The sequence below is a fragment of the Psychrobacter sp. 1176_08 genome (genome assembly GCF_052850615.1).
Window position 1 is genome coordinate 59,196 of record NZ_VXCU01000003.1, and the last position, 26,257, is coordinate 85,452.

Sequence of the window (26,257 nt, forward strand, 5' to 3'; positions counted from 1 at the left end):
TTTCAATCTTGTTGTCTTTTAAGTTGCGCTCAATTTTTCAACAGAAAGTATTTAGCATTGATACTCCTAAAACCCTCAATCCGCGATAGGATTGCTGTCTTCTATCAATTTGTGTGTCTTTTGTCACTATATTGTCATAACCACATCGTATCCTTAAGCCCATTATAAATTGCTACTTATCAACCTTTATCGCTCCTCCATTGCTGGATGCCGATCCTAGGAAGTACAGACGTAGCACATACAGATAGGGTGTTTTTATGAGGGGAGCTGGTCGGCTTGGTAGTATCACCACACGCATGCTGATTATCTTAGCGTTGGCGTTTGCGCTCATTACTATGATGGTGTATTGGGTTATTGAGACCCAAGGAAAGCCACGCATATTGGCGATGACATCGGAAACTGTGGTTGAAACTGGTAATGAAGTGATCAACAGCATCATGACGAGTATCAATCACGTCGATGGCTTGGCAAAAGCGACCAGTGCCATAGCTGGCGGATTGCCCAAGCAGGACGCCTTGTATAAAGAGGCTTTTAATAACCTCATGAGCCAAACCGATCAGAGAATCGTGGGCGGCGGTGTGTGGTTTGATCCCAACACATATACTGAGGGACGAGATCGCAAGTCATTTGTGTGGATGCGTGATCAATCTGGTGTCATGCAGCAGACAGAGCGCTATAATCAGGTGCTACAAACGCCCAATGCCTACTATCGAGACTGGTGGTATATCCCTGCGATGTATGCGCGTCATGATCATTGTGTATGGAGCCGAGCGTACTTTGATCCGGTGAGCAATCAGCCAATGATGACCTGTGCTAAAGCCTTGTATGACAGTCGCAATCAAGCCTTTGACGGGGTAGTGACGTTCAATCTGCTGCTCGATAACCTCGATACAGCCATGAAAAAATGGCAAGAAAAGCTTGGTGGTTACGTATTTTTAGTAGATTTGGACAATCGGTTTTTAACGTTTCCTGACCAATCTATTGTCACTCAAGTGACCGAAAACAACCCTCAAGGCGAGATGGTGACCGCGCATCAGTTGGCAGAAAAAACGCCTGGTTTTGCGCCCATTGCTGATAGTCTGGATAGTATCAATCAAACGCTTATTGATGAAGCCGTTGCCAAAGACGAGAACCGTTATACGTTAGCAGCACGCAGTATTTTGAGTACCACCAATGTGGGTAAAATCAGCGAGCAAGAGTCTAAGCTGCTCTCAGCGCTGCTTCTACTAAATATCGATCAGACCTTTAATTTGGTAGACAGTCATTTAGTGGACACCATCGATGTACCCAATGATTTTGTATTACAAGAGCCTGCCACCGCTTTCGTGTTTCGTATGCCATTCACTTATTGGAAAATGGTCATTGTCAAACCAAACAGTGACATGATGAGTGTTGCCAATGCGCTGTCCAATCAGCTGATACAGGCAATGCTATTGGGCTTTCTGCCTATTTTGCTTCTGACCGCATGGGTGTTCCGTCACTATTTTACGCGACCATTGAAACGTATGGCGTCGGCAGTAGCGGACATGGGCGCTTTGATTGAACAAAAACAATATCAAAAACTCAGCGATCACAAATTGCCCAATTCCAATGTGAGTGAGATTCAAATCATCAGCGATCAAACCAATCAGTTGATTGATCGTGTGGTCGAAAACGAAGGTGCGCTTGCCGAAATCAATGTCCATCTCGAAAAGCAAGTCGCCGCTCGTACTCAAGATTTGCAGCAAGCGATGGATGAATTAAAAGCCTCGCAAGTACAACTGGTGCGCTCTGAAAAAATGGCCACGCTCGGTCAAATGGTGGCAGGCGTGGCGCATGAGGTCAATACGCCGCTCGGATATGTTCGCAGTAATATGGAATTGGTTGGTGACAATCTGGTGCGCTTTGATGAACTGCTCAGCCATACCGATCAATTATTACAAGCGCTAAAAACACCTGATGCGAACCAAGAACAAGTAGCACAGCTTATGGATCAAACCTTGCAGTGCTGTGAAGAAATCAAAGCAGACGAGGTAAGTGAGGACTTGGCAGATCTCATCAAGGATGGATTATACGGTGTCGATCAGATTGCGGAGTTGGTACTTAGCTTGCGCGACTTCTCTCGAATCGATGAGTCCAAAGTAAAGGACGTCGATATCAATGACTGTATCAATACTTCGCTCGTCATGACACGCAACAACCTTAAGAGCATGGCGGTTACGACCGATTTGGCGCCGCTACCTTTGGTGCAATGCAATCCTTCTCAAATCAATCAGGTGCTGCTGAATTTATTCAACAATGCTGCTCAAGCCATCAAACCTGACCGTAAAGGTGAGTTGCACATTACCTCATCTGTCGATGAAGCACAGCAAAAAATAATGGTTCAAGTCGCCGACAATGGGCAAGGCATCAATGAAAGCACATTGGCGCGTATCTTTGAGCCATTTTTCACTACCAAAAAAGCAGGTGATGGTACAGGCTTAGGACTTGCCATCAGCACTCAAATTATGGAGCAGCATGGCGGCAGTATCAACGCTCATTCGGCCGTGGGCGAGGGCACAACTTTTACCATTATACTGCCGATACAGCCTAAATCTCGTGAAAATAAACCCTCACAAGCTTTGTTCGAAAGTTGAGATGTTTCTAACCATTTACTTAAAGAAATTTACTTAAAGAGGGTGTCATGCAAAAACCAAAGATCGCTTTTATCGATGATGAGCCGCGCATTTTACGCAGTCTAAAAATGCACTTTCGTCAGTCACATGACGTGTTTATCACCACGGATGCCAATGAGTTGATGCAGTATGTCAATGAGCATGAGGTGCAAGTGGTCATCAGTGACCAGCGCATGCCAGATAAGCAAGGCACCGAAGTATTGCGCGAGGTTAAAGAAGCCTCACCCAATACCATTCGTATTTTGCTGACAGGTTACGCCGATCTTAATGCAGTGATTGATTCAGTCAATGAAGGTGAAATCTATCGTTATATTACCAAGCCGTGGCAAAATGACGAGCTCAAAAAGGTCGTCAACAAAGCCACCGAGATTGCCCAGCAAACGCAGGATATTTTACAAGAGCCTAGCCAAGCAGATGATATTCAGCACAGTGCAGCATACAGTAGCAATACCAAACGCAACATTTTGGTGTTAGACGATAATGAAGATATCTATCAACAAATGAAGCAGCATTTCAAGCATACCTATAGTGTCAGTTGGGCAAGCAACCTTGAGCAAGCAGCAAAGCTATTACAGAAAAAGAGTTTTGGCGTTACGATAACCGATGCCACACTGAATGGTGAAAACATCACGCCCATCGTTTATGCATTAAAAAACATCCAGCCTGATCTGATGGTGCTGATGCTGACGGAATTTAAAGACGCACATATGGTGATTGACCTGATTAATAAAGGTCAGGTATATCGTTGTCTGCCGCGCCCGACCAATTTTACGATGATGAGTATCAGCCTTGATCGCGCCTTTGACCATCATGAAAAATTGGTAAAACAGCCCATATTGGCTACCCGGCATCATGTTGAAGAGGTAACAGAGTCAGAAGCATTTAGCTTTTCTGACAGGCTTAAGGGGTTTTTTAACAAATTCAGAGGGTGGCGTATCAGTCGACAGTAATACGGTTGATTCTAAATAAAACAGAACCAGTTTGGTCGAAATAAAATAGCCACGTGCTAATGGTATGAATGCTTCTTGCGTGCTGCTAAACAGAGGCGGCGCAGCATGCATACTAGTAGCACGGTATCGGTTTTAAAATAAATCAACTATAGTCAATCCAGTATAAAATACATACAGTGCTGCCAACGTCATATTTTCTTGCTTGCTGTGCCTTCGCAGACAGAGGCGACGAAAATATATCGTTGGCAGTCCAGCATCATTGTTGTACCTTTTTTATTTAGGATTAGCTATATAACGAACGGCGCAAAATAATCGTCCGTTCTTAAGCCATTTCTATCACCCCAATTTTTTTCTCTAGCTCTATGATTTGTAGCTTATAACTTTTATAGTCATCTTTTTGGTTCGCTTCTTTTTTCTTCACCGCTTTTTGAGAGATAAGGCTGTATAGCGAGGTCAACCCTTTTTTAATGCTTTTGATTTCTTTTGAGGATAAGCTCATATTCTTATCAAAATCAGGAGATTTGATTTTTGCGCATAATTCAAAAAGCGTCAGGTTAAAGTTTTGATAGTGCTGCTGTATGAAGTCTTCTGTTGACTGGTTGCTATATTGAATGTTTTTTTGCATCAAGATAAGTAAAGCACTATCAATCAAATTCTTTTCATAATCTGTCAAACACAGGTAACTGCTCATTATATCGACTCGCTGTTATTGCAATAGAAATCTTCATGGATATCAGTAGAATACGATGACCACATATACTGTTTTTATCGGGGATTAAAAGTGTGTCACATCGCTGGTAATCCAAAAGAATCCACGCATTCTATAGAACAAAAATGAACGTATAATGACAATCGATGAGGTAAAAGCACGCTACTGGTATCAACTTCCCTTGCGTACTGCCAACATCATACTTTCGTAGTCCCTGCCTGCAAAAGTACAGCGAACAAAAAAATATAACATTGGCAGCAGGGTATCATTGTTGTACCTTATCTGACCGTGATGATAATAAGTGTGGTGACATCAATGATAAGAGAGCTTAAAACCTTTGTAGCCGTTTGCGAATTGGACAGTTTTGCCGCGGCTGCTCGGCATATCAACCTGACCCAATCGGCGGTCAGTGCCCAGATTAAAACCTTAGAAGACAATTTGGGGTTGTCATTATTTACCCGCTCTGCCAGAGCCATCACGCTCAACCCGCAAGGCACCCGTATTTTGCCTATCGCCAAAGAGATTTTGGCGCTTTATGCCACCATGCAGCTACCCTCAGATACTGACATTGCGAGCTACTATGGGCAGCTTAAAATTGGCGCTATCAACTCAGTACAAGTGGGTATTTTACCCGAGGCGCTAAAGTCGATTACTTTGCTCGCCCCATTAATGCAGACAGAGATTGTCCCTGGGCGTGCGATAGAGTTATTTGAGAAACTCGAAGTCGGGGAGATAGATGCAGCCATCACCATACAGCCCTCTTTTGCCTTGCCAAAAGACATCGTGACCCAATCTATTATGACGGAACCTTATGTGTTGATCAGTCCCAAAAAATGGCCCTTTCACAGTCTCAGGCAGACGCTTGAGCAGCACCCTTTTATCCATTACAGCCTACAGTCCTCAGCAGGGGCAAAGCTCAGTAAGTTTTTTAAAAAACAAGACATCAAGGTCAATACCATCATGGAGATTAATGACTTAGATGCCATTGTTAGGATGGTGGAGTCCGGTTTAGGCGTGGCTTTGATACCTTATGCTGGACTCTGGATTCGCAGTGCAGCGCCCGTACAAATTCATTATTTGGGCGATAACAGCTTGGTTCGAGAGGTCGTACTGGCTTATCGGTATGCTGATCGCCAGCAGCCACCAATCACTGCATTAAAGCAGGTGCTGGGACTGTAAGCTTCTCCAAAAGACGTATCTTACATATAGCAATGCTCAGTAGAGCAACCGTATCTATAACATAATTTGCTAAGCACGAATATTTTTGGGGCTGAGAGCAGAATATTTACGTTTTTCTCGCGCTCTATTCTCGGTTACGATGGCTCTGCTTTTTAGTAACGCCAATATTTCTTAAGTACATAAACTTTCAAGTGCATAAAGTTTTAAATACATAAGTATGGTGCGTTGACTGATTTAACTGACCTTATCTCCAAGAAGACCAAAAATATGAAAAACATCGACAACCTGACTGATGACAACATCCTAACTCGTATTGAGAAAGATTTATTGGGCGAACAAGCCGTTCCTGCAGAGGCTTTGTATGGTATTCAAACACAGCGCGCGTATCAAAATTTTAATATCACTGGCACGCCAATCAGTCATTTTCCGGATTTGATTAAAGCACTGGCCATGGTAAAAGCAGCTGCTGCCAAGGCCAACTATCAGCATGGTTTGCTCACCGAAGAGAAGCTTGGTGCCATTACCGAAGCATGTACGGATCTGATCAAAGGCGAGCATCATGATCAATTTATTGTTGATCTCATTCAAGGCGGTGCAGGCACGTCGACCAACATGAATGCCAACGAAGTCATTGCCAATATTGGCCTAAAAAAGATGGGCTTTGAGTATGGTCAATACCGTCATTTGCACCCCAATAACGATGTGAACCGCTCTCAATCGACCAATGATGTCTATCCGAGCGCGGCACGTTTAGCGATTGTGTTTGCGGCAAAACCGCTGAAAGCAGCCATTCTTAACCTACAACACAGCTTAGCGGCTAAAGGACAAGAATTTGGCGGTATCCTCAAGATGGGGCGTACCCAATTACAAGATGCGGTGCCGATGACGCTCGGTCAAGAATTCAACGCCTTTGCCAGTGACGTGGGCAGTGAAATAGCGCAAATCGAACAGGCTTGCTTACAACTATGCGAATTGAATTTAGGTGGTACCGCTATCGGGACGGGTATCAATGCGCCTAAAGGCTATGCCAGTTTGGCGATTAGTGAGTTGGCTGACATCAGTGGTTTACCAGTGACACTTGCTGATGATCTGATAGCAGCCAGCGCTGACATGGGTGCCTTTATTACGTTTTCCGGGGCGCTCAAGCGTCTATCCATCAAGTTGTCTAAATTGAGCAATGATTTGCGTCTATTATCGAGCGGACCACGCACAGGGTTGGGCGAAATCAATCTACCTGCTATGCAGCCTGGCTCGTCTATTATGCCAGGTAAGGTCAATCCAGTAATTCCTGAAGCCATGAACCAAACGGCATTTCAGGTGATGGGTACGGACACGACGATTACTATGGCAGCAGAAGCAGGACAGTTACAGCTGAACGCAATGGAGCCGCTGATTGTCTATAACCTACTGAACAACGCGCGTCTGTTAGAAAAGTCGATTCGCATGTTGGATGATCTGTGCATCAAAGGGATTACGGCCAATGAAGCCCGCTGCGCACAGCATGTCGAAAATAGCATCGGTATCGTGACGGCACTGGTGCCACATATTGGCTATGAAAACGCAAGTCGTATCGCAGGACATGCATTACTAAGTGGGTCAGGCGTGGCGGAGCTGGTCAAACAAGAAAAACTACTTAGTGATGAAGAGCTAGCAGCGATTTTATCACCGGACACGATGGTCAGTAGTATATAAAGATCATTGATATAAACATATTTTGCCATGAGAACTAGCATCGACTGAGGTTAGTTAGGCTTTCATAAAAAAGGGACATTGATTGGTCCCTTTTTTATTTGTGAGTTGTTTCATCAGAATGCGATGCAAACAACAGATGAATACTATCTTCTTTGTCTATGGCCTTTGCTATGAATAAGTAGAGATTCATTGACAATATAACTAATAATGATTATCATTTGCCTCATTATTTTTACTATTATTAACATAAAAGACACCATAAAGATCGTTGTTTTTACGATCGCTTATGGGTAAGTGTTTTTATCCAAATATCTATCAACGTAATTTGCCTCGCCATATTCCGTTTTAAATATCCTAATTCGGTGTCATCACACGCCTTCAACAGTATAAAACCCAATGTTCAAATTTATAGTCACTATCACTTAACAATAGAAATTCAATTCTAGGAATAGCAATGAGCGGTTTTAGCCCAAAAAAACAGTCGTTTTATGTCTTAAAAGATAAAAAGTTTTTACTCATACTGATGCCTTTTTTCTTAACGCCAGCCGCTCATGCCGATAATTCAGCGATGAATGCCACCAATTCAGAACAAGAGGTGTTGCCTGAAACTACTCTAGATCCTATCATCGTCACAGCATCTCGCTCAGACGTAGAGCGAGAAAAATCGCCGCAAACTGTACAAATCATTGAGCAAGATGAGATTGAACAACAGCTACAAATATCCTCTAACTCATCCGATGTGCTGAGCAATTTATTACCTTCTTATACACCAAGTAGAGGGAAGATGAACGGCAGTGGCGAAACCTTGAGAGGTCGCACGCCTTTGATTATGATAGATGGGGTGCCGCAGTCTAATCCGTTGCGACCAACAGGTAGAGAGGTTCACTCTATCGACTATTCCATGGTAGAGCGAATTGAAGTTGTCCAAGGCGCGAATGCGACCAATGGTATGGGTGCTACAGGCGGTGTCATCAACATCATCACAAAAAAACCAAAGTTAGGTACAGCCAATCAACACTTTGGTATTCAAGCCACAGTACCTACCGACACCGTTGACTCAGATACCTTTAGTTATAAAACCAATTATGGTGTGAATGGTGTTCAAGGCGATGTCGATTACTTATTGTCGTTGTCCTATGAAGACCAAGGCAAGTATTTAGATGGGGCAGGTCGTCAAATCGGTGTTGATAACACTCAAGGCGATTTGATGGAATCCCGAGCATATGATGTGCTTGCAAAATTGGGCTATCAGATTGATGATGATCAATATATTCAAGCCAGTATCAATCGTTATGAGATAAAAAACAAAAACAACTATACCAGCGTGCCGGGCAACAGAGAGCAGGGTATTCCCACAACTTCTATCAAGCAAAAACCGCCCGGTGATGCGCCTCACAACGATGTATGGACGTCGAGTATCCGATATGAAAATACCGATATCGCTGGCATGAAACTGGATGCCATGGTGTTTAATCAAGAGTTTGAAGGACTATTTGGGGCGACCAATTCAGCAACCTTTCAAGACCCTAATATTGCGCCAGTAGGTGAGCTGTACGACCAATCACGTACCAAAGCTTCAAAAATTGGTAGTAAGGTTAGTTTAACCAAAGACGACTTAGTGCAAGGACGTTTAAAGGTAACCGGTGGTTTAGACACACTCTACGATAAAGGCAAACAAGACTTGTACGGCACAGGCAGAACCTATGTGCCTTTGTCCACCTACACCAGCTACTCACCATTCCTCCAAACTGAAATTGCTGCCACCGATAAGCTAACCCTTCATGGCGGTGTTAGAAGAGAGATTGGTACTTTAGAAACCGATGACTATAGGACACTACCACGCTATAACAACGTGCTTGTCAAAGGTGGTGAATTGGATTTTAAAGAAAATCTCTACAATGCTGGAATTGTCTATTCTCCTATAAAGGATATGGCGCTTTTTGCCAATTACAGTGAAGGGTACTCTATCCCTGATATTGGTCGAGCATTGAGAGCGATTAACACCCCAGGTTTAAGCATAGAGAACCTCAACCAGCTCAAGCCGATTTTGACAGAAAATATCGAGCTGGGCACCCGCGTCAAACTCGATAATATTAATTTAGATTTGAGCGTTTTTGAGTCAAGCTCAGATTTTGGTGATCGTTCTCGTTTTGATAAAGAAACGGGTGCTTTCTTGATGGCTCGAGAAAAAACCCGTATCCGTGGTTATGAGACGAGCATCTCGCAAGCTTTTGATGATCATAAATTAAAGCTGTCCTATGCACATACTGACGGTAAATATGATACCGATGATAATGGTTCTCTTGACGGTCGAATCGGCGGGCTAGACGTCGCGCCAAATCGCTTGATTGCCTCATGGGGTGCAAAATGGAGCGATAAGATTAATTCATACCTACAAGTCAATCATGCTTTTGACCGTAACTTTGATGGTCAAAATTTAGACTTTGATGGTTATACGTTAGTGGATGGGTCTATTTCTTATAAGTTGCCAAAAGGGGTTGCCAATCTTGCAGTGTCCAATCTGTTGGATAAAGAGTACATCACTTATTACTCACAAAGTGCGCTTGATGATGATGATCGCTATTTTGCGGGTCAAGGTCGCACCGTGACAGTTGGTTATTCGGTAGACTTTTAGTCAAGCCTCTATTATGTAATAGGGTGCTGCTGAGATACGCGTTTGAACGATAGATACAATGAGAGAGAAAGTGGTTTGGCTATAAAACTATTGATAATGAAAGGTGATATAGAGCGATGTTTTGATCAAAAACATAAAGGCAAAGCGCTGAGTGTGATGTGCTTTGCCTTTATTGCGTTACATTTAGGGTTTTGTGCCGTATCCGCACACGCAGCTGACAATACCAGTACCCGCACAGTCAAACATGCGCTTGGTGAGACGGTGATTCATGGGCAACCAAAGAGAGTGGTGAGTCTATTCCAAGGCGCAACAGACACACTTGTCGCTTTGGGTGTCGAACCAGTCGGTATGGTCGAGTCTTGGGCGCAAAAACCCATGTATTCGTACCTACGCCCCCAGCTTAAAAATGTCACTTATGTGGGGCTAGAGACGCAGCCGAGTTTAGAAGATATTGCATTATTAAAGCCGGATTTGATTATCGCTTCCAGATATAGAAGTGAAAAAATCTATGGCATTTTATCGCAAATTGCCCCCACGATAGCGCTAGAAGAGGTATATGACTTTCGTCAAACCCTAAAAATAACAGGAAAGGCACTTGGCAGAGAGAAGAAGACCAATCAACTGCTTACTGATTGGCAAAAACGTATCATCGATACTCGTCACAAGTTACAAGGGCATTTTGGCAAAGACTGGCCGCAAAAAATATCTTTATTAGACTTTCGATCTGACCATGTGCGTTTATACACGCCCAATAGCTTTTCAGGTTCCATCTTATCGGATTTGGGCTTTAAATGGCCACAGGTTGTTGAAGACAGCCAATGGGCGCCGCAAAAATTAGTGAGTAAAGAGAGCATTCCTCTTATCGATGCAGATATGTACTTTGTGCTGATGAAAGACGATGCCGCAGTCAAGAAAAACTATCAATCTTGGTCGCAGCATTTATTGTGGCAGCGAACAAAGGCTGCCAAGACCCATCATATTTATCATGTTGATAACATTTATTGGAGCTTGGCAGGCGGTATCATTAGTGCAAACCACATGTTAGATGAAGTAGATACTATTTTTCATCCTCCCTATCAAAGTCCGACTCAAGGCTCAAATCAAGATCTAAATCAAATCCCACATCAAGGAAAGTTGCAATGATTTCTTGGTGGCAAAATGCCCAAAAACCTTTATTGATATTAATCCTCGGAACGACACTGCTACTTATCAGTTTTGTGTTGAGTTTATGTATTGGGTCTACTTTTATATCGCCACTCACAGTCATGCAAGCCTTATTCAATCCTGACTTATTCAATCTCGATCACATATTGGTGACGACGACGCGCCTATCGCGAAGTGTGATTGCGCTGGTCGTCGGCGGTTGTCTTGCTGTGTCTGGCTGTCTGATGCAAGCGTTAACACGCAATCCTTTGGCGTCCCCAAGTATATTTGGTATTAATGCAGGTGCAACGTTCAGTATTATTATTTGCTCGATGATCTTTCAATTGGATTCGATGCAGCAGTATATGTGGGCAGCATTGCTGGGTGCGTTTGTGGCAGGCGCTATGGTTTATGCAATAGGAACGATGGGTACAGGAAGGTTCAACCCGATTAGGATTGTATTGGCAGGCGCTGCCATCACCGCGCTTTTTGGCTCATTTACACAAGCTTTATTGGTTATCGATCAAGAAGGCTTGGACAGTATTTTATTTTGGCTGGCAGGTTCGGTGGCGAATCGTCAGTTGGATACGCTTACAACCTTATTGCCCTATATCGGCGTTGCACTGATAGGGGCTTTTTTACTTGCCAAGCCTATCAATATTTTGATGGCGGGTGATGAAATATCCAAAGGGCTGGGGCAGCGAACAGCCTTGGTTCAAATGACAATGGGACTCGCTGTTACTGTGCTGGCAGGGTGTGCGGTTGCAATGGCAGGCAATATTGTTTTTGTGGGTTTGATTGTGCCACACATTGTGCGAAAACTGATGTCTACTGCTATCGCGCACGAATGGCTGATTCCTGGCTGTATGATATTCGGCGCTTTGTTGCTATTGATTGCAGATATGGTGGCCCGCGTGATTATTTTTCCTCAAGAGATTCCGATAGGTGTGATGACGGCCTTTCTTGGTGCGCCGTTATTTATCTATTTGATTCGGCGAGGCATGCGTCATGGTTAATACGTACTCGTTACGGATAGGTTCTTTTTCTCGTATCATCAATACTCGCACGGTGGTCATCGTGACAGGTCTGATTTGTCTAACGGTCGCTCATTTACTCGTGTCATTATGCATTGGCAAAGTGCCGCTGTCGCTATGGCAAGTCATTAGGGTACTCAATGAGTTAGGAGTGACAGATAAAAGTGGGATTGGCTTTATCGTTGATACGCTAAGGTTTCCTCGCATTGTCATGGCGGCTCTTGTAGGCATCGCCTTGTCTTTGTCTGGATTGATATTGCAAAGTATCGTTCGAAACCCGCTGGCGTCTCCTGATATTTTAGGAGTGACGACTGGAGCATCAGCGTCTGCCATCTTTTTTATGTCTTTTTTAGCGCCTATTATGAGCATGCAACTACTGCCTGTCTTTGCCATGATTGGGGCTTGGTTTACCGCTTTTCTCATTTATCTGTTGGCGTGGAAGCGTGGTATCACGCCGATGCGTTTGATCTTGGTTGGTATTGGTCTGTCCGCTGTGATGGGCTCTATAACGACACTGCTATTGGTGCTGAGTCCGCTGACTTCTTCTTTGTCTGCTTATGTGTGGTTGACAGGTAGCGTTTATGGCACCATCTGGCAAGATGTGCGCTATTTTGCGATATGGTTATTGGGTTTGCTCCCTTTTTTGATGCTGGCTTCACGCTGCATCAGTTTGCATGAGCTTGATGATAGCATTATGACAGGTTTGGGGTTGAAGCCTGAGCGCGAGCGGATGTTGTTGCTACTGTTGGCTGTGGCTTTTGCTGCCATCGCGGTCGCTTTTGCTGGAGCGATTGCGTTTGTAGGTTTGATTGCACCACATATTGCAAAACAACTTGTCGCTCGTACTTTTGCAGGATTAGCGGTCACCAGCGCACTGGTTGGTGCCAATTTGGTGATGTTGGCCGATCTGATTGGACGAACAGCATTTTTACCCTTGGATTTACCAGCAGGTGTCTTTGTGGCGGTCATGGGAACGCCTTTTTTCGTTTACCTTTTAATCAAAAATAAATAACCCCGTAAAGGACGCAGCTATGAATCCATTACAAGGTCAGTCATTGACGCTTGGCTATCATCAACAAGCGATCATTGATCAGTTAGATATTGACATTCCGAAAGGAAAAATCACCGTCTTTGTGGGTAGCAATGGGTGTGGAAAGAGTACCTTATTAAAAGCGTTTGCAAGGCTTATTAATCCCAAACAAGGTCAAGTCATATTGAACGGCGCTGATATCCAGCAACGCTCCACGTCACAAGTAGCAAGAGAGCTATCAATTCTTCCTCAATCTCCGCAAGCGCCTGAATCAATGAGTGTTTATCAATTGGTGCGTATGGGGCGCTACCCTCATCAAAACTGGCTCAAACAATGGTCAGAAACGGATGAACAAAAAGTCATGGAGGCGCTAGAGCGTGCCAGCTTATTGGACTTAAAAGACCGCTCTGTGGATTCTTTATCTGGCGGACAAAGACAACGAGCATGGATTGCCATGACGTTGGCACAGGATACCGACGTTATATTATTAGATGAGCCAACGACCTATTTAGATCTTGCGCATCAAATCGATGTTTTGGACTTACTCTATGATCTCAACCGCGAGCAAAATAAAACGATTGTGATGGTATTGCACGATCTAAATCTGGCCTGCCGCTACGCTCATTTTATGGTCGCGATTGCGGACAAAAAAGTATTTACCAAAGGTGATCCTTCTGATATTTTGGATGCACAGAATGTGCGTCATATTTTTGGATTGGATTGTCATATCACCACTGATCCCATATTTGGGACGCCGATGTGTATTCCGTTTGGTAAAGGCAATAAACGCGCTTCTTTGGCGACAAGCGGTCAAATTGATGACCAAAAAAGTGTCCTGTCATGACTGCTTATTCTACTGACGCTTTCGATAATGCTAAGCGGTGGCAGCATCTTTGTCAGTCCTTTGGCTTAATGGATGCCACTCAGAGAAATCCTGCAACGTCTATTTGGCTGCCGCAACTGCTCGATCATGAACAATGTGAAAAACTGCTATATCACCTTACCCCAATCATCCATTCACCCTCACTCAAAGTCACCGCTTCCTTATTAAGTAAACGTTATGCTTATTTGGCCACGGCAGCCAGTTTTTATGCTATGACTGTTTATGATGCAGGGCTTGATATGTCAGCACAAAACTGCTTTTTGGATTATCAGTATACAGACAGATTATGGCAGTCAAAAATGCCCATCCATGATTGCCGTGTTAGCCATCCTACCAGCAGTAAGGACAGGGAAAAATGGAGAGAAATGGTGGTCAAAAACCTTTTTGCCAATCATTTGGCTTTACTATGGCAGGTCATGGTTGATGTGACAAAAATCCATCCGCGCATTTTGTGGGAAAACACAGCAGTGCGGGTATATTCGCTATACGAGAAAAAAATCACCACCACATCTCCAATAATCCAAGAAAAAGTCAAACAAGATTATGCGTATTTGATAAAGGAAGCTGCGCCTGAGATATTTGGTATCGATCATAATCCATTAAAACGCTATGACGTTAGAAAAATAAAACTGACTGAGGATAGTGGCTTAATTCGGTTAAGAAAAAGTTGCTGCTTTTATTATAAAGCCACTGATCCTATGGAGTATTGTAGTAACTGTCCATTATTGGTCGTGAAGCCTAAGAAGAAAAAGAGGTAGAAGCTATGACCTAATGTTTTATAGGTATAACACTATGGATATTAATGGTTTGATCTGCTTTTAGTAAGCTATAAACAGGCTTAGGATACACAAATAAGTGGTGTTTCTAAGCTATATCGCGAACTATGATATAAGTACAAAACCAAATAATGGATGAAAGCATGAAAGACTTAGCGTTTAAAGATCATTTCTCCAAAGGTTCTGAAGGGTATGCCACTTATCGCCCTTCATATCCTCTTGACCTAATAGATAAGCTTGCTGAACTATGTGCTGCTCAAAACCGTGTGCTCGACTGTGGGTGTGGTACAGGACAGCTTTCTGTATTGTTGGCCGAAAGGTTTGACGAAGTGATTGCCACTGATGCAAGCTCAGCCCAAATCGCCAAAGCCAAAAAGAAAGACAATGTGATCTATCGAACCGCGCTGGCTGAGCAAAGTGGATTGGCAGATGAATCAGTAGATTTGATTACCGTTGCTCAAGCCGCGCATTGGCTAAACTTAGAGAAATTCTATAAAGAAGTGACGCGTATAGCTAGACCTAATGGTATTTTAGCTCTAATTACCTATGGTGTTTTGCATGTAGAAGGGGCAGTTGATGCCCTTGTTCAGCAGTTTTATTATCAAACCATTGCACCGTATTGGCCAGCAGAACGACAGCATGTAGAAAATGGTTATCAAAGCCTGCCTTTTCCATTTGCAGAAATCAAAGTGCCTACTGTCAATATGCAGGAGTTCTGGAGTTTAGACGAACTTATTGGCTATTTTAATACGTGGTCAGCCGTCAAAGAAGCAAAAAAGGTACTGGGCTTCAATCCAGTCGATCAGCTTAGAGTCGTTTTGCTACCTGAATGGGGACATCCTGAAACTAAGAAAAAAGTCACTTGGCCATTATCCATCCGTGCTGGCAAAATAAAGAATCAATAAGTTTGGAGAAGGTAAGGTAGCGATAGATATTTTGTAGGCATCAAAAAGGCTCATTGGCTCGTCCTAACAATATGACATCGTTTTTTACCGCACTCTCTAGGTTAAAGCTTATGCCAATCTTCAATCGCTTGGTATCCAGCTTCCAGTCCTACCGCATAGCTATAACGGATTTTAGCTTTATTTTTGGACAATCGACTCGCCATATTTTTTAAGTCAGGTGGACAAACCTCTAAGAGATTCTGTGATGATGAAGTCTGTAAAAATTGTACCGCATCATTGTAGCGCTGGGTTCGTGTTAATAGACTTTGGGAAAAACCAGATTGCTGCTTAGCAAAATATTTGGCCAATAGCTGGTCGCCTTTGCGGCTTGATTTAGCGTAGTTTTGCGGGCGCGTACGTATGACCATGAGTTTAGCGACATTATCTTGCTTAGCTGCCCAATGTACAGGCAAAGCATCCGCTACACCACCGTCAAAATAAGGTTCGCCGCATATCTCAACCGCTTGCCGAGTCAGTACTGGGATAGAACTTGAAGCTCTTAATCCATCCAAAATATTGTCTTTAGACGCTTTGATATAAGTGGCTTCTCCTGAGATAGCATGCGTCAATACCATGTAAAATTCCGCAGGATTGGCAAATAACTGTGCTTGATTCAGTGGATATTCCTGTTCGACTACGTTCCACATCCACTTTAAATCCAGTAAGTCACCACCTCTAAAAAAACGACCATAGTGAATAAATTCAGATCGGAGGGAGTGATCCAAGTAAATGTGTAGGGTACGACCTTGTTGTGCTGCCAAATAGTTAGCAACGTTGGTTGAACCTGAAGAAACCCCCACACAAAGATCAAAAGGATTGAATTGTTGTTCTAAAAAGGCGTCTAAAACACCACTGGTAAATGCGCCACGCATGCCGCCGCCTTCAACCACTAGGGCTTGTCGATGTTGTGCTAGCATTGAAAACCTCGAGTCAATGATGAGTATATTCTAGTGAATATTTTTCTATTTACTTTGTTCTAGATCTTTTAGTATGGCACAGTCTGCGTTTTCATCACCTGAGCAATGATCAGCAGAGAGCTGTAACGCACTCACGATATCTTGTAATTGAGCTATTTTTTGGTTTAAAGTTTCTATATGCGTCAGTGTCAATTGTTTCACATCCGCACTCTGTCGATCTGTGTTTTTCCACAAATAGAGTAGCTCTTTCATCTGTTTGGAGGAAAAACCCAAATCGCGAGCTTGTCTTACAAAGCACAAGTTTTTGATATCTTGCTTAGAGTATATGCGATAACCTGCATTCGAGCGTTTTGCGCTATCAAGCAGTCCTATCTGTTCATAATAGCGAATCATTTTGGGGGAGATTCCTGATTGCTCCGATGCCTGACCGATATTCATATCTGTCCTCCTGATATAAAAAGAGTGAAAGCCAAACGACTATTTTGCACAGCGACTTTAAATAGCGGTTTTAACCCTACATAGCGACTCTAATCCTATATTAACAGTGTCTACGCTTTAATCGCTGGTATCTGAAAATACTTTAAGCGTAAGGCGTTACCTAATACAAAAACAGAGGACAGTGCCATTGCGCCTGCGGCAAAAATTGGTGACAACAAAATTCCAAAGGCTGGATATAAGACCCCTGCGGCAATTGGAATTAAAGCAACATTATAGAAAAATGCCCAAAATAAATTTTGTTGGATGTTTTTGATGGTGGCCTTACTTAAGGCAATCGCATTAAGAACCCCTTGTAGACTACCCGACATTAATACCACGTCCGCTGCTTCGATCGCTACATCTGTCCCTGTCCCAATCGCCAGACCAACATCCGCTTGAGCGAGAGCAGGGGCATCATTGATCCCATCGCCAACGAAAGCCACTCGTCCATACTGTTGTTGTAATTGACGTAACGCATCCACTTTACCATCAGGCAGCACTTCTGCGACCACTTGGTCAATATGTAATTTTGCTGCAATTGCTTGCGCAGTATGCCGATTGTCGCCTGTAATCATTGCAACTTTCAAGCCCAATTGATGCAAACCTGTAATAGCGGCATAAGTGGTGTCCTTGATGGGATCTGCAACGGCAATAATGGCTGCCAACTTTTGGTCAATCGCGACATAAAGTGGGGTTTTACCTTCTTGTCCTAAGCGTGCCGCTTCATTTTTTAAGGGTGTGATATCAACTGCCAACTGCTGCATATAACGATCAGCGCCGATGTAGATAGCCTGATCTGCAACTTCTGCTTTGATTCCTAATCCAGTCACCGACTCAAAGACGGTAATGGATAATAAATGGAGATCTTTCTGTTCTGCGGCCTGAACAATGGCCACCGCAATTGGATGCTCAGACTTTGCTTCGACCGATGCCACAATGCGCAAGACTTGCTCATGATCGAACCCTTGCTGTACATAAAAATCTGTCAAGGTTGGTTTACCTTGAGTTAATGTGCCTGTCTTATCGACAGCAATGACTTCAACGTCCCGCAAAGCTTGTAATGCTTCTCCTTTACGGAACAACACCCCCATTTCTGCACCGCGACCTGTGCCAACCATGATAGAGGTAGGGGTTGCCAATCCCATTGCACAGGGACAAGCAATAATTAGGACGGCAACTGCATTGACAAGAGCAAACGTCAATGTAGGCTCAGGACCAAAAACAAACCAGAGCATAAAAGTTAGAGCGGCTAAGAGTAATACGATGGGTACAAACCACATGGTGACTTTATCAACCAATGCTTGAATCGGTAATTTAGCGCCTTGAGCCTGTTCAACCATACGAATGATTTGCGCCAATACCGAAGAGTCGCCAATGGCTGTGGCTCGAAAATTCAATGTGCCATTTTGATTGACGGTTCCTCCTACCACTTGATCACCTATTTGCTTTTTGACAGGAATTGGTTCACCTGTGATCATGGATTCATCAATATAGCTTTGACCTTCAACCACTTCACCATCGACAGGAACACGATCGCCAGGACGAATCTCAACAATCATTTCTTTGGTCACTTCTGCAATAGGTACTTCAATCACTTGTTTATTATCGTAAACACGCGCTGTTTTTGCTTGCATGCCTACTAGATGTTGAATAGCTTGAGAGGTACGTCCTTTGGCTTTTGCCTCAAAATAACGCCCTAACAATATCAAACTCACAATCACAGCTGCCGCCTCGTAATAGACATTCACAGTGCCTTCGGGTAAGATTTTTGGAGCAAAGGTTGCTATTAGAGAAAAGCTATAAGCTGCCAATGTACCAACCGCTACCAATGTATTCATATCTGGGGCAAAGCGCCATAATGCCGGAATACCTTTTTGATAAAAACGCCTCCCTGGAAAAACGAGTACCAACGTCGTCAAAACACATTGAATCAGCCAGCTTGGTTGCGTACCGATATTTTGCATGACCCAACTATGAAAAGCGGGAATCATATGTGAACCCATTTCTAGAACAAAAACAGGAGCGGCCAAAATCAAAGAGATGATTAAATCTCGTTTGAGCTGCTGCTGTTCCGTGGCTTTCTTATCTTTTTGTTCACTCTTATTTTGCTCAACCTGCTTAGCATGGTATCCCGCTTTTTTGATCGCTTGAATCAGATCACCACTATTTATCTGAGTATTACCTTGCACCCATGCTTGTTCGGTAGCAAGGTTGACGTTAGCTTGTTGTACACCTTCAACCTTTTTTAATGCTCTTTCTACTCGTCCCACACAGGAAGCACAAGTCATGCCTTCAATCGAGACGATCTCGCTATAAAGATAAGGCTTAGTATTTTTTGGATTCATAACAACCTCTATCATTTCAATCTGTTATCAATAGCATATAGGTTGACATGATGGTAAGGTCAAGCCTGCTTTTCAAAAAATATGTTTGACCTTGCCATCAATGATAAGACTTAAGCTTTGTCATGAAATAAACACTCATTTGGAGAGAGGAGATGAAACTACAAATTGGAAATATGAATTGTGGCAGTCTGTTTTAAGTGATCTATTAACTGAGTAAGAGGTCTGTTTGGCTGACTTATTTGGGGTATACTTTTTGATATACCACTGGCACTTCTGCAAGGTAGACCAAATGGTATGCCGACACTGACTCTCATGGCTCAATACGTGAGTCAAAGTGCTGCACTTATTCAATAACACTCAGAAGATCGCAAGGACAAGCAATGACAGAGATTAATGGCAAGCGGTTATCTTATCTTTATGAGGCGGTAACGATGGGTACGATTAGAGCTGCTGCAGATAAGCTCAATATTGCGCCCTCGGCCATCAGCCGACAAATATCTCTGTTAGAAGAAGAGTTGACATGTACTCTGATTGAACGGCACCGCAAAGGGGTAACGCCGACAGAAGCGGGTAGTGTTCTCTTACGATTTTATCGAGAATCACTTTCTGCTGAAGAGGCTTGTGTGTCCAAATTACAGGCGCTATTGGGATTACAGCGGGGGCATATAAAGTTAGCCGTGGGCGATGGTTTTATTGCGGATTTGATGCTTGGCCCATTGTCTGAGTTTTCCCGTTTATATCCTGAGTTAACACTGTCAATCAGTACGGGTGGATCAAACGAAGTGATTCGTCAGGTTGAAGAGGATGAAGCACATATTGGGCTAGTGTTCCATTCCAGCAGTCATCCGCGCATCCGCTCGCAGGTAGTCAGTGATCAGCCAATGTATGTTATTGTCTCGCCTGACCACCCATTGGCTGATCGAAATAAACCGATGCGATTGGAAGCGCTTTTAGAATATCCAGTGGGACTGGCTGAGAGTCGTTTTGGCGTCCGTCAGTTATTAGCGATGGCCGAGTTTCAACAAAAGATTCGATTTAATCCTATCTTAACCACTGACTCATTTAATGTACTAAAGAATTTTGCTCGCTCCAATATGGGGTTTACTTTTTTACCATATTTTGTCGTGTCCAAAGAAGTCGAAGACGGACACCTGATTGCAATCCCCATAGACAATACGCTGCTGGCAAGCGGTGAAGCTCATCTTGTCACGCGGTTGGGTCGTCATCTCTCTCAAGGTCCGCATGAATTGCTACAGCATCTGAAGTTATGGATGAAAGATTTATAAGCAGCCTATAGTCAGTGAAAAGTAATATCGATACATCATGCAACGCTCATATCAATGCCCCTATTAATATTCTGGCTTGCTGCGTGTGCGTAGACAGAGGCTGCAAAAGTTGATATGAGCCGTACCGTAGCGCTTTTATTGTTTTTCAACTATACCTTCCCATCAGGCCAAGCACAGACGATTCGTCAGTGCCGTGACCCATGAGACAATACAGATGGATACCTTTTACAATAAGGCTTGGGCCACTACGGCAGAACCCAAGAAAGTGCCAGTGAAGGTAAGTAAGGCAACCACGGCAATTTTAAATCCAGATTTTTTAAACAAATTTACTTCCATCTGAGAGATAGCAAACCCTGCGTAGGCAAGTACCGGCGTAATAAGCTGTAACACGCCTAACTTATCTGTTTCTACTAAGACATACTCGCTCATTGGAAACTGTGGCAGAGATATCAAAATAGCCACAATAGATATCCAAGCGATAGCGGGGACGTTGACAGGAATGATTTCCTTTAATAAGACGCCAACGATACAACACGCGAACAGAATTAACATGGCAGGTAGGGCAGAGATTGGATCAACGCCTTGTCCCACCCAATTACTGAGTAATAGAATGATACAGATAACCGCTAATAGAGACAAAGACTGCGTGACTGATAAGATAGATTGCTCTGGTATCTTTAAACTAGGATCTGTTTGTATAGCAGCAGTACTATTATTCTTTTTCTTAAACTTGCTAGTGATTTTATATAAAAACTCTGTGAATGGTAGGGCAATAAACAAACTGACAAATAGCCCTGTCGCGTAAGTCAGAAGGTTAGAGGTCGCTGCAAAGGCAGTAATAGTCTCCGCTTGCTCAGGCACCGTTTCCGCGAGCGCTGCTGAACAAGCACCCATCATACTACCACTACCAATACCACAAGCCATCGCCAACGCACGGATATCCATAATATCCATGGAGGCAATAATCCCCGCCATTAATGAGAAATAAATGGCGCCAAACAACGTGCCCATCACGTAGACACCCATGACGCCGATACCTTCGGGACTTTGGAGCCCATACTTATCGGCAATAAGCGCGATATTCGGTTCACGAGCAATTGAGTGAGTGGCACCAATAGCCTCTCTACCCATACCAAACACCAATACAGCCACAGGTAAGGCAATAAGGGCAGTCGTTATGTTGCCCAATTCTTGTAGTAAAAGGGCGGGACCTGCGGCTATTATTTCTTCTACTTTGGGACCGACCCCAACACCAAATTTTGCAATAAAAGGCATGATACTTAAGAGAACCGCATAACTTGCAAATTTTGCTCGGTCTTTAGAGATAACCGCTTTCATCGTTGGGATGACATTTGGGTTTAATAGTAGGGTAAATATGAAGGCGTAGAGTAAAGGCAGTAAGACCAGTACGCCAATACCAATGGGAATCTTAATAATCCCTATCCATTCTGCAAGTAGTGATGTGACAATCACTAGTAAATGCAGCTTCCAATCAAATAAGTACTTAGTCATCGTACTTGATAGCACACTGGTATTATTCATAGCAACTCCCTTTGCAATTTATGGTTTCTACATAATGACTTCTACGTGTTGTTACTACTTAATTTATGCAGACATTTTTGGTAGTTGAGATTCCACTAAAGAAACCCATACTTTGATACCTGTCTCAATTGCATCGTCGTTAAAGTCATAAGCGGCATTGTGTAGGGGTTTAGACGGACTACTACCATCAACACCTAACCAAAAATAAGCGCCTTTGACTTCTTGACTCATAAATGAGAAATCTTCAGAAGCCATGGATGGCTCTACATCCGTATTGACCTTATCAGCACCGAGCGCGTTAGTAGCAGCTTCTTTGATTTCAAGATAGGCTTGACTGTCATTAGTGGTGACTGGATAGCGAATATGGTAATCCATCTCGCCTGTGACACCATATAAAGGCGGTAGTACGGTCACCATTTCTGTCAGCATGTCTTGCATGGACTGGCGTACGTCCATATCAAAACTACGAACCGTTCCTTTTAAAATAGCGTAATCAGGAATGACGTTGGTTGTGTCACCGCTATTCATCTGCGTGACGCTAATGACACCTGATTTGAGCGGAGAGATTCGACGAGAGACAATAGATTGAATATTAGTAATCAATGCCGCACCTGCTGCTATAGGATCTGCTCCTAAATGCGGCATCGCTGCATGAGTGCCTTTACCCGTTAACGTAATTTCAAAGGTATCAAAAGACGCCATCATAGGGCCGTTATTGACCGCAATCTCTCCCACAGGTAGGCCTGGCCAGTTATGTAACCCGTAGACGGCGTCCATAGGGAACTTATCAAACAACCCATCGTCAATCATGGCCTTGGCACCGCCTAAGACCTCTTCAGCAGGCTGAAAGATAAAGTAAATAGTGCCGCTAAAGTTTTTATGTTGGCTTAAATACTTTGCCGTACCGAGCAGAACGGACGTGTGACCATCATGGCCACAGGCATGCATACAGTTTTCATGAGTGGATTTATGCTCAATATCGTTTTGCTCTTTTATCGGTAGCGCATCGATATCTGCTCGTATGCCAATAGTCGGGCCTGAGCCGTTCTTTAGAATACCGACGACCCCTGTACCGCCCAATCCTTGATGTACTTCAATTCCAAAGGATTTTAACTTATCGACAATAAATGATGAGGTCTTAAACTCTTTAAAACCAAGCTCTGGTTGACTATGAATATGCTGACGCCACTGTTTTACTTCACCTAGTAAGGTTTCGTTAATCGACATGTATTTTCTCCTGAGGTACTATTGGATTGAATAACCAAATTGAATAGCAGAATCTTTTGCGGTTTCGACCCAGACACTTTTCGTCTGTGTATATTCGAGTAAACCTTCGTAGCCACTTGATCGACCATAGCCGCTCTCACCAAAACCACCAAATGGCGACATGACGTTGATTGACTTATAGCTATTTACCCAAAAGGTTCCTGCATTTACCTGCGCGGCCATCCGATGCGCGCGGCCGACATCAGCCGTCCAAACAGCGCCCGCTAAACCAAACCGACTGTCATTTGCTATCGCGACCGCTTCTTCTTCTTCTTCAAATGAAATAACAGAAACCACAGGTCCAAAAATCTCTTCTTGTGCGACTCTCATATTATTTTTTACATTGGTCAAAACGGTTGGCTGATAAAAATAGCCGTTTTCACCGCCAACAATGTCACCTGCCTTTCCGCCTGCGGCAACAACTGCACCTTCAGCAATACCGTCCGACACTAACGAATGTACGTGATTAAATTGTTTTTGATTATTAATTGGCCCGACCATCGTGCCTTCATCCCATGGCAAACCCACAGGTAACTTACCGGCTGCTGAGGCAACACGTTCCACGACCTCTTGATAAACATCACGATGGACCAATAACCGAGCACCCGATACACAGCTCTGTCCAGCCGCAGAAAACACGGCAGCTTGTGCGCCCACTACCGCACGATCCAGATCAGCATCTGGATAAATGATATTGGCTGACTTTCCGCCCAGCTCCAACACGCAAGGGATGACACGTTGCGCAGATGCCGAAGCGATGAGCGCGCCAGTCTTTGGTGAACCAACAAAAACCACTTTTTTAGTGGCCGGATGAGCAATGGCGGCAGAACCTGTGGTGTGTCCCAATCCATTAATGACATTGACTAAACCACGCGGGATACCTGCTTGCTCAAGAATGTTAACGAGTGCCGTTGTGCTTAGTGGCGTTAATTCAGAGGGTTTTAGTAAGACGGCATTTCCTGCACAGATGGCAGGCGCGATCTGCCAGCCTCCGGTAAATATAGGTGCGTTCCAAGGGGTGATTTGAGTCACGACACCATACGGCTCATGACGAGTATAATTCAAATGACTTGTTGGTACGGGAATCACTTGTCCCATAATTTTGTCACACCAACCAGCATAGTATTCAAACATCTCGGCAACTTTTGCCACCTCAACTCGGCAATCACGAATAGGTTTACCTGCAGAGATACACTCTAAGCGTGCCAACGATTCTGCGGCTTCGCGTATTTCCATACTGCACTTCCACATTGACTGACCTCTGGCACTGGCTGTCATTGACCACCATACTTTTTGGGCTTTTATGGCAGCAGCGGCGGCGTCAGCAACAATATCTTTTCCCGCATCACGATAGGTTAAAAATACCTGACCAGTCGCTGGATTAGTCAGATCGATGTTGTCTCCATTCCCTGTCACCAATTCTCCATCAACCCAGCTGCCAAATTCAGAAGTACCCAGTAGTTCATTAAGCAATATGCCAACTTGCTGCTCGCCATTTCCTTCTACGATAAAACTCATCATCTATTCTCCTAAGCCAGCATTTTTTACGATGCAGTTAAAATCATCCTGATCAGGTATGTTTGCTTCGCTTTGCGACCAAATCTCGGCTACCTGTTGCGCCAAAGGCAACTCTAATCCCATCTCACCAATCATATTTTTTGCTAGACGCACATCTTTACGCATCAGCTCCATAGTGAAACCAGAATCAAAACTTTGATTGAGAATCCAGCGAGGGAAATTCACTTCACTGATCGCACTACGGCCTGAGCCCGCATTCAAACCAGCAATAAGGTCTTCAGGATCAAGTCCTGCCTTGGTACCCAAAGCGATTGCTTCGGCAGTGGTCACGAGATGTGCAGCACACAGAAGATTATTAATGAGTTTAGCGGCATGTCCATTGCCAGACTGGCCCATGTAGACCACTTTTGAGCTCAAAGCATCTAGATACAACTGAGCGCGTTCAAGGGAGCTACGTTCACCGCCCACCACCATGACCATAGTACCGGCCTCAGCACCTGCTGGACCGCCACTGACAGGGCAGTCCAATAGTTGATGGCCCAATTGATCTAGCTCTATAGAGAGTGCTCGTGTTACTTCTGGTTCTGAGGTAGAGGTGTCAATAATTAAGGTTTTGGGCTGAGCATGGTCGATGATGCCACCATCGCCTTTAATCACTGCTTGTACATGCTTTGCCATTGGCAAAGATAGAATGATGACGCTAGATTCAGCACACAGTGCTTTGATATCTGCAACAACGTTTACGCCGATTTCCTTAGCAGCTTGGCGTTGGGTTTCTCCTATGTCCGTGCCGAACACATCAAAACCCTCACGAAGCAAAGACTGAGCCATACCGTTACCCATACGGCCCAATCCGACGATACCTATAGTGTTTTTACTCATACCCATTCCTTTGTTTTTGTATCTTCTTTCAGTTTTATTGTAACCAATCAAACATCAAGAAAAACTACAACGGATAACCTTTTGTGTTCTAAAAAAGGCAACACGAAGACAAGCAAGTTGATTTACTTTTCACATCTTGTGGTTTCTATAAATTGGTGAAGCGCTTATAAAATAGGCATAGCGGTCACAACGGGCTGATGAATCATCTAAATGACCACAGTATGTAAACAGGATTTTTTCGCTATAGCCTTGATATAATAGGTATAAAAAAACCCCAATCGTTAAACTGAGGCTTTCTAAATTTGGTAGGCATAAGCAGATTAGAATTGTTAATAATACCTTCTATTGTATCAATGTAGAGGCACGAAAATATGTAGAGCGAAAAACCGAATATT

At 43.7% G+C, this 26,257-nt stretch carries 19 protein-coding genes and 1 pseudogene; 12 read left to right on the plus strand and 8 right to left on the minus strand.

The window, feature by feature from the left end; translation table 11 throughout:
• The first annotated feature begins 257 nt into the window (after positions 1-257).
• Both FW759_RS04615 and FW759_RS04620 read left to right on the plus strand, forming a co-directional pair.
• The gene (locus tag FW759_RS04615; protein WP_446442341.1) at positions 258-2,615 is read left to right on the plus strand and encodes an ATP-binding protein; all 2,358 of its coding nucleotides are present in this window, start codon (positions 258-260) and stop codon (positions 2,613-2,615) included.
• 47 nt (positions 2,616-2,662) lie between these two features.
• A complete protein-coding gene (locus tag FW759_RS04620; protein WP_062845159.1) occupies positions 2,663-3,604 on the plus strand; it encodes a response regulator in 942 nt (313 codons plus the stop codon).
• Between the two features lie 322 nt (positions 3,605-3,926).
• Here FW759_RS04620 and FW759_RS04625 read toward each other — a convergent pair whose 3' ends face one another.
• Positions 3,927-4,295, minus strand: a complete 369-nt coding sequence (locus FW759_RS04625; protein ID WP_353670200.1) for a hypothetical protein — start codon at positions 4,293-4,295, stop codon at positions 3,927-3,929.
• A gap of 333 nt (positions 4,296-4,628) precedes the next feature.
• On the opposite strand from FW759_RS04625, the gene FW759_RS04630 reads away from it, so the two are divergent.
• The 9 genes from FW759_RS04630 to FW759_RS04670 all read left to right on the plus strand — a co-directional run bounded on the left by FW759_RS04630 (position 4,629) and on the right by FW759_RS04670 (position 15,590).
• Positions 4,629-5,492: a LysR substrate-binding domain-containing protein gene (locus FW759_RS04630; RefSeq protein WP_443530988.1), complete on the plus strand. Its 864-nt coding sequence runs from the start codon at positions 4,629-4,631 to the stop codon at positions 5,490-5,492.
• Positions 5,493-5,759: 267 nt separating this feature from the next.
• On the plus strand, positions 5,760-7,184 hold the full coding sequence (locus tag FW759_RS04635; protein WP_446442342.1) for an aspartate ammonia-lyase: 1,425 nt from the start codon (positions 5,760-5,762) through the stop codon (positions 7,182-7,184).
• 454 nt (positions 7,185-7,638) lie between these two features.
• Positions 7,639-9,819, plus strand: coding sequence for a TonB-dependent receptor (locus FW759_RS04640; RefSeq protein WP_446442343.1), 2,181 nt, complete (start codon positions 7,639-7,641; stop codon positions 9,817-9,819).
• A gap of 96 nt (positions 9,820-9,915) precedes the next feature.
• Complete coding sequence (locus FW759_RS04645; protein WP_446442344.1) at positions 9,916-10,962, plus strand: ABC transporter substrate-binding protein; 1,047 nt, start codon at positions 9,916-9,918, stop codon at positions 10,960-10,962.
• The gene (locus FW759_RS04650; RefSeq protein WP_446442345.1) at positions 10,959-11,978 is read left to right on the plus strand and encodes a FecCD family ABC transporter permease; all 1,020 of its coding nucleotides are present in this window, start codon (positions 10,959-10,961) and stop codon (positions 11,976-11,978) included. The genes FW759_RS04645 and FW759_RS04650 overlap by 4 nt, the downstream gene beginning before the upstream one ends.
• Positions 11,971-13,008, plus strand: coding sequence for a FecCD family ABC transporter permease (locus tag FW759_RS04655; RefSeq protein ID WP_443571910.1), 1,038 nt, complete (start codon positions 11,971-11,973; stop codon positions 13,006-13,008). The genes FW759_RS04650 and FW759_RS04655 overlap by 8 nt, the downstream gene beginning before the upstream one ends.
• Positions 13,009-13,027: 19 nt before the next feature.
• Complete coding sequence (locus tag FW759_RS04660) at positions 13,028-13,870, plus strand: ABC transporter ATP-binding protein (RefSeq protein ID WP_446442346.1); 843 nt, start codon at positions 13,028-13,030, stop codon at positions 13,868-13,870.
• Positions 13,867-14,667 (plus strand): IucA/IucC family C-terminal-domain containing protein, encoded by an 801-nt coding sequence (locus FW759_RS04665; RefSeq protein WP_446442347.1) that lies wholly within the window; start codon positions 13,867-13,869, stop codon positions 14,665-14,667. Before FW759_RS04660 ends, FW759_RS04665 begins: the two co-directional genes overlap by 4 nt.
• A gap of 161 nt (positions 14,668-14,828) precedes the next feature.
• The gene (locus tag FW759_RS04670; RefSeq protein ID WP_446442348.1) at positions 14,829-15,590 is read left to right on the plus strand and encodes a class I SAM-dependent methyltransferase; all 762 of its coding nucleotides are present in this window, start codon (positions 14,829-14,831) and stop codon (positions 15,588-15,590) included.
• 101 nt (positions 15,591-15,691) lie between these two features.
• Here the strand turns inward: FW759_RS04670 and FW759_RS04675 are convergent, their stop codons facing one another.
• From FW759_RS04675 to FW759_RS04685, 3 genes and pseudogenes are all read right to left on the minus strand, one after another.
• Positions 15,692-16,546 (minus strand): patatin-like phospholipase family protein, encoded by an 855-nt coding sequence (locus FW759_RS04675; RefSeq protein ID WP_446442349.1) that lies wholly within the window; start codon positions 16,544-16,546, stop codon positions 15,692-15,694.
• A gap of 45 nt (positions 16,547-16,591) precedes the next feature.
• The gene (cueR, locus tag FW759_RS04680) at positions 16,592-16,984 is read right to left on the minus strand and encodes a Cu(I)-responsive transcriptional regulator (protein ID WP_446442350.1); all 393 of its coding nucleotides are present in this window, start codon (positions 16,982-16,984) and stop codon (positions 16,592-16,594) included.
• A gap of 110 nt (positions 16,985-17,094) precedes the next feature.
• Positions 17,095-19,326, minus strand: a pseudogene (locus FW759_RS04685) (heavy metal translocating P-type ATPase); the annotation flags it as partial.
• Between the two features lie 422 nt (positions 19,327-19,748).
• Between FW759_RS04685 and FW759_RS04690 the strand changes: the two are divergent.
• Positions 19,749-20,654 (plus strand): LysR family transcriptional regulator, encoded by a 906-nt coding sequence (locus tag FW759_RS04690; protein WP_062845150.1) that lies wholly within the window; start codon positions 19,749-19,751, stop codon positions 20,652-20,654.
• A gap of 225 nt (positions 20,655-20,879) precedes the next feature.
• On the opposite strand, the gene FW759_RS04695 is transcribed toward FW759_RS04690, so the two are convergent.
• The 4 genes from FW759_RS04695 to FW759_RS04710 form a co-directional block, all read right to left on the minus strand.
• Entirely contained in the window at positions 20,880-22,196 is a 1,317-nt protein-coding gene (locus tag FW759_RS04695) for a DUF3100 domain-containing protein (RefSeq protein ID WP_062845149.1), read from the minus strand.
• A 63-nt stretch (positions 22,197-22,259) separates the two neighbouring features.
• The gene (locus FW759_RS04700; RefSeq protein ID WP_095570138.1) at positions 22,260-23,423 is read right to left on the minus strand and encodes a M20 aminoacylase family protein; all 1,164 of its coding nucleotides are present in this window, start codon (positions 23,421-23,423) and stop codon (positions 22,260-22,262) included.
• 18 nt (positions 23,424-23,441) lie between these two features.
• A complete protein-coding gene (locus tag FW759_RS04705) occupies positions 23,442-24,983 on the minus strand; it encodes an aldehyde dehydrogenase family protein (RefSeq protein ID WP_446442351.1) in 1,542 nt (513 codons plus the stop codon).
• Positions 24,984-25,913 (minus strand): NAD(P)-dependent oxidoreductase, encoded by a 930-nt coding sequence (locus tag FW759_RS04710; RefSeq protein WP_446442352.1) that lies wholly within the window; start codon positions 25,911-25,913, stop codon positions 24,984-24,986.
• Positions 25,914-26,257: the final 344 nt, after the last annotated feature.

Bases quoted from the DNA above. Each gene is read 5' to 3' on its own strand.
- FW759_RS04615 (WP_446442341.1), top strand. From the start codon at position 258: ATGAGGGGAGCTGGTCGGCTTGGTAGTATCACCACACGCATGCTGATT.
- FW759_RS04620 (WP_062845159.1), top strand. From the start codon at position 2,663: ATGCAAAAACCAAAGATCGCTTTTATCGATGATGAGCCGCGCATTTTA.
- FW759_RS04625 (WP_353670200.1), bottom strand. From the start codon at position 4,295: ATGAGCAGTTACCTGTGTTTGACAGATTATGAAAAGAATTTGATTGAT.
- FW759_RS04630 (WP_443530988.1), top strand. From the start codon at position 4,629: ATGATAAGAGAGCTTAAAACCTTTGTAGCCGTTTGCGAATTGGACAGT.
- FW759_RS04635 (WP_446442342.1), top strand. From the start codon at position 5,760: ATGAAAAACATCGACAACCTGACTGATGACAACATCCTAACTCGTATT.
- FW759_RS04640 (WP_446442343.1), top strand. From the start codon at position 7,639: ATGAGCGGTTTTAGCCCAAAAAAACAGTCGTTTTATGTCTTAAAAGAT.
- FW759_RS04645 (WP_446442344.1), top strand. From the start codon at position 9,916: ATGAAAGGTGATATAGAGCGATGTTTTGATCAAAAACATAAAGGCAAA.
- FW759_RS04650 (WP_446442345.1), top strand. From the start codon at position 10,959: ATGATTTCTTGGTGGCAAAATGCCCAAAAACCTTTATTGATATTAATC.
- FW759_RS04655 (WP_443571910.1), top strand. From the start codon at position 11,971: ATGGTTAATACGTACTCGTTACGGATAGGTTCTTTTTCTCGTATCATC.
- FW759_RS04660 (WP_446442346.1), top strand. From the start codon at position 13,028: ATGAATCCATTACAAGGTCAGTCATTGACGCTTGGCTATCATCAACAA.
- FW759_RS04665 (WP_446442347.1), top strand. From the start codon at position 13,867: ATGACTGCTTATTCTACTGACGCTTTCGATAATGCTAAGCGGTGGCAG.
- FW759_RS04670 (WP_446442348.1), top strand. From the start codon at position 14,829: ATGAAAGACTTAGCGTTTAAAGATCATTTCTCCAAAGGTTCTGAAGGG.
- FW759_RS04675 (WP_446442349.1), bottom strand. From the start codon at position 16,546: ATGCTAGCACAACATCGACAAGCCCTAGTGGTTGAAGGCGGCGGCATG.
- cueR (WP_446442350.1), bottom strand. From the start codon at position 16,984: ATGAATATCGGTCAGGCATCGGAGCAATCAGGAATCTCCCCCAAAATG.
- FW759_RS04690 (WP_062845150.1), top strand. From the start codon at position 19,749: ATGACAGAGATTAATGGCAAGCGGTTATCTTATCTTTATGAGGCGGTA.
- FW759_RS04695 (WP_062845149.1), bottom strand. From the start codon at position 22,196: ATGAATAATACCAGTGTGCTATCAAGTACGATGACTAAGTACTTATTT.
- FW759_RS04700 (WP_095570138.1), bottom strand. From the start codon at position 23,423: ATGTCGATTAACGAAACCTTACTAGGTGAAGTAAAACAGTGGCGTCAG.
- FW759_RS04705 (WP_446442351.1), bottom strand. From the start codon at position 24,983: ATGATGAGTTTTATCGTAGAAGGAAATGGCGAGCAGCAAGTTGGCATA.